The organism is Alkalimonas sp. (genome assembly GCF_020831925.1).
Classification (GTDB): domain Bacteria; phylum Pseudomonadota; class Gammaproteobacteria; order Enterobacterales; family Alteromonadaceae; genus Alkalimonas.
On record NZ_JAFIFQ010000117.1, the window covers coordinates 1 to 3,263 of the forward strand.

Below are 3,263 nucleotides of genomic sequence, written 5' to 3' on the forward strand. Positions count from 1 at the left end.
ATTGCACATTCCATGCAACCATCATGAACTCGGGTACTAAACAGATAAAGGTAATATACAAAGCACCTGCCAATGTCAGGCGAGTCATTACTTTATCGATGTATCTGGACGTTTGTTCACCCGGACGAATACCAGGAATAAAAGCACCGGATTTCTTCAGGTTATCGGCTGTATCACGTGGGTTAAATACCAACGCAGTATAGAAGAAACAGAAGAAAATAATGGCAGCAGCATACAACATAATGTATAGCGGCTGACCCGGAGACAAGGTTAACGCCAATTCCTGCAGGAAGTTAGCAACCACGCCTTCACCAGTACCAAACCAGGTAGCAATTGTGCCTGGGAACAAAATGATGCTTGATGCGAAAATGGGCGGGATAACCCCGGCCATATTGACTTTTAATGGTAAATGGCTGCTTTGCGCGGCGAAGACCTGACGGCCCTGCTGACGCTTGGCATAGTTTACCACGATACGACGTTGTCCGCGTTCAAAGAACACCACAAAGGTCGTAATAGCCACCACAATCACAACGATCGCGACCAGTAATAAAAAGTGCAAATCGCCCTGTCGAGCTTGCTCGATGGTGCCACCTACAGCAGATGGCAGTCCAGCAACGATACCTGCAAAGATCAGCAACGAAATACCATTCCCAATACCACGCTCAGTAATCTGCTCACCTAACCACATCAGGAACATGGTGCCGGTAACCAGACTGACCACCGCAGTAAAATAAAACGCAAAGCCTGGGTTAATCACCAGACCCGGCATCATATTCGGCAAACCGGTTGCAATACCAATCGACTGCAGCGTTGCCAATGCAAGGGTACCATAGCGTGTGTACTGCTGAATTTTGCGCTTACCGGCTTCACCTTCTTTTTTCAGCTCCGCCAGATGCGGATGAACTACCGTCAATAGCTGCACGATAATGGATGCTGAAATGTAGGGCATAATGCCAAGCGCAAATACAGAGGCACGCTCAAGTGCACCACCGCTGAACATGTTAAACATTTCAACGATGGTGCCTCGTTGTTGCTCGAATAACTGAGCTAGCACGGCGGCGTCAATTCCAGGAATTGGCACAAAAGTTCCAAGTCGAAAAACGACTATGGCTAAAAGTACAAACAGCAAGCGCGCTTTCAGCTCGCCAAAACTGCCTTTACTTTTTAAGTCCGAACCTGGTTTAGCCATTACGTACTATCCTTTTATTATTCTTCGACTTTTCCACCAGCAGCTTCAATGGCTGAACGAGCGCCTTTGGACACACGCAAACCTTTGACGGTCAACGGGCGTGTCACTTCGCCGGACAGAACCACTTTAGCAAATTTGGTGGTGCGTGGGATGATGTTTGCATCCATCAGGGTGCTCAGATCAACCACATCACCTTCAACTTTTGTCAGCTCGTGCAGACGGACTTCAGCGGTAACCAACGACTTACGCGAAGTAAAGCCGAATTTAGGCAAACGCTGTTTCAAAGGCATTTGACCGCCTTCAAAGCCTGGACGAACTGAACCGCCAGAGCGGGATTTCAAACCTTTGTGACCACGGCCACCGGTTTTACCCAGGCCTGAACCGATACCACGGCCCAGACGCTTCTTCTCTTTTTTGGCGCCAGCTGCAGGAGAGAGTGTATTTAAAAACATCGCTTACTCCTCCACTTGAACCATGTAGTACACAGCATTGATCATGCCGCGAACCGATGGTGTGTCTTCTAATTCAACCGTGTGTCCAATACGACGCAGACCCAAACCACGCAGCGAAGCTTTGTGTTTTGGCAAGCGACCAATGCTGGACTTGGTCTGAGTTACTTTCACTGTCTTTTTAGCCATGGCAGATTACCCCAGAATATCGTCCACGCGCAGGCCACGCTTGGCAGCTACCTGAGCTGGTGACTTCACAGAAGCCAAAGCGTCGATAGTGGCGCGAACTACGTTGATTGGGTTGGTAGAGCCGTAGCACTTGGACAGGATGTTTTGAACACCTGCTACTTCCAGTACTGCACGCATGGCACCACCCGCGATCAAACCGGTACCTTCAGAGGCCGGCTGCATGTAGACATTGGAGCCAGAATGCACACCACGAGTTGGGTGATGCAAAGTATGACCATTCAATTCTACCTGAGTCATGTTACGACGCGCTTTTTCCATTGCCTTTTGAATGGCAGCAGGAACTTCGCGCGCTTTGCCGTAACCGTAACCTACACGGCCATTGCCGTCACCGACTACAGTCAGAGCTGTGAAGCTGAAAATACGACCACCTTTCACAACTTTGGAAACGCGGTTTACAGCAACCAGCTTTTCTTGCAAATCAGATTGTTGTTTCACTTCTTCGTTAGCCATGTGCTACTCCTAGAACTGAAGACCGGCTTCACGCGCCGCGTCTGCTAAAGCTTTCACGCGACCATGATACCGGAAGCCGCTACGATCAAAAGCACAAGCGGTTACGCCTTTGGCAACTGCACGCTCAGCGACAGCTTTACCTACAGCGGCTGCTGCATCGACGTTACCTGTGTACTTTAACGATTCACGGATGGCGTTCTCAACAGAGGACGCAGCCGCGATCACTTCAGCATTAGGTGCGATCAGCTGGGCATAGATGTGACGTGGCGTACGATGCACAACCAGGCGATTCGCCCCTTGTTCGATAATAGTTCTGCGTACACGCTTGGCACGACGCAGACGAGCAAGTTTCTTATCCATCTTCCTACCCTACTTTTTCTTGGCTTCTTTGCGACGCACGTTTTCATCAGCGTAACGAACACCTTTGCCTTTGTAAGGCTCTGGTTTACGGTACGCACGGATGTTCGCAGCAACCTGACCAACCAACTGCTTATCGCTGCCTTTGACAACGACTTCAGTTTGGCTTGGGGTCTCAATGGTGATCCCTTCCGGAATTGCGAAGTTGATCGGGTGTGAGAAACCCAGGTTCATGTTCAGCACTTTGCCTTCGGTTTTAGCACGGTAACCAACACCCACCAGTTCCAGCTTGCGCGTGAAACCTTCAGTGACACCAGCCACCAGGTTGTTGATCAGAGCGCGGGCAGTACCTGCTTGTGCGATAGCGTTAGCGAAACCTTCACGTGCTGTGGTACGTACCACATCACCGTCAATTACAATTTCAACCGCTGGATTGACATCAACTGTCAACTCGCCGTTTTTACCCTTGACTGCTACTGTCTGGCCATTCAGGCTAACCTGAACACCAGCTGGGATAGCAATGGGGGCTTTTGCTACACGAGACATAGATTACCCCTCCGTTACGCTAC

The 3,263-nt window shown here is 49.9% G+C and carries 6 protein-coding genes; all 6 read right to left on the minus strand.

Features of this window, described 5'->3' with window-relative positions; all coding sequences use genetic code 11:
• Window positions 1-1,189: preprotein translocase subunit SecY (gene secY, locus JJU14_RS16415; protein WP_228614797.1), on the minus strand; the 1,189-nt coding region annotated here is incomplete at its 3' end.
• A gap of 17 nt (window positions 1,190-1,206) precedes the next feature.
• Window positions 1,207-1,641, minus strand: coding sequence for a 50S ribosomal protein L15 (rplO, locus tag JJU14_RS16420; RefSeq protein WP_091344869.1), 435 nt, complete (start codon window positions 1,639-1,641; stop codon window positions 1,207-1,209).
• A gap of 3 nt (window positions 1,642-1,644) precedes the next feature.
• Complete coding sequence (gene rpmD / locus JJU14_RS16425; protein WP_228614798.1) at window positions 1,645-1,827, minus strand: 50S ribosomal protein L30; 183 nt, start codon at window positions 1,825-1,827, stop codon at window positions 1,645-1,647.
• A 6-nt stretch (window positions 1,828-1,833) separates the two neighbouring features.
• The gene (rpsE, locus tag JJU14_RS16430) at window positions 1,834-2,337 is read right to left on the minus strand and encodes a 30S ribosomal protein S5 (RefSeq protein WP_091344867.1); all 504 of its coding nucleotides are present in this window, start codon (window positions 2,335-2,337) and stop codon (window positions 1,834-1,836) included.
• A 9-nt stretch (window positions 2,338-2,346) separates the two neighbouring features.
• A complete protein-coding gene (gene rplR / locus JJU14_RS16435) occupies window positions 2,347-2,697 on the minus strand; it encodes a 50S ribosomal protein L18 (RefSeq protein WP_228614799.1) in 351 nt (116 codons plus the stop codon).
• 9 nt (window positions 2,698-2,706) lie between these two features.
• Window positions 2,707-3,240 (minus strand): 50S ribosomal protein L6, encoded by a 534-nt coding sequence (gene rplF, locus JJU14_RS16440; RefSeq protein ID WP_228614800.1) that lies wholly within the window; start codon window positions 3,238-3,240, stop codon window positions 2,707-2,709.
• Between the last annotated feature and the right edge of the window lie 23 nt (window positions 3,241-3,263).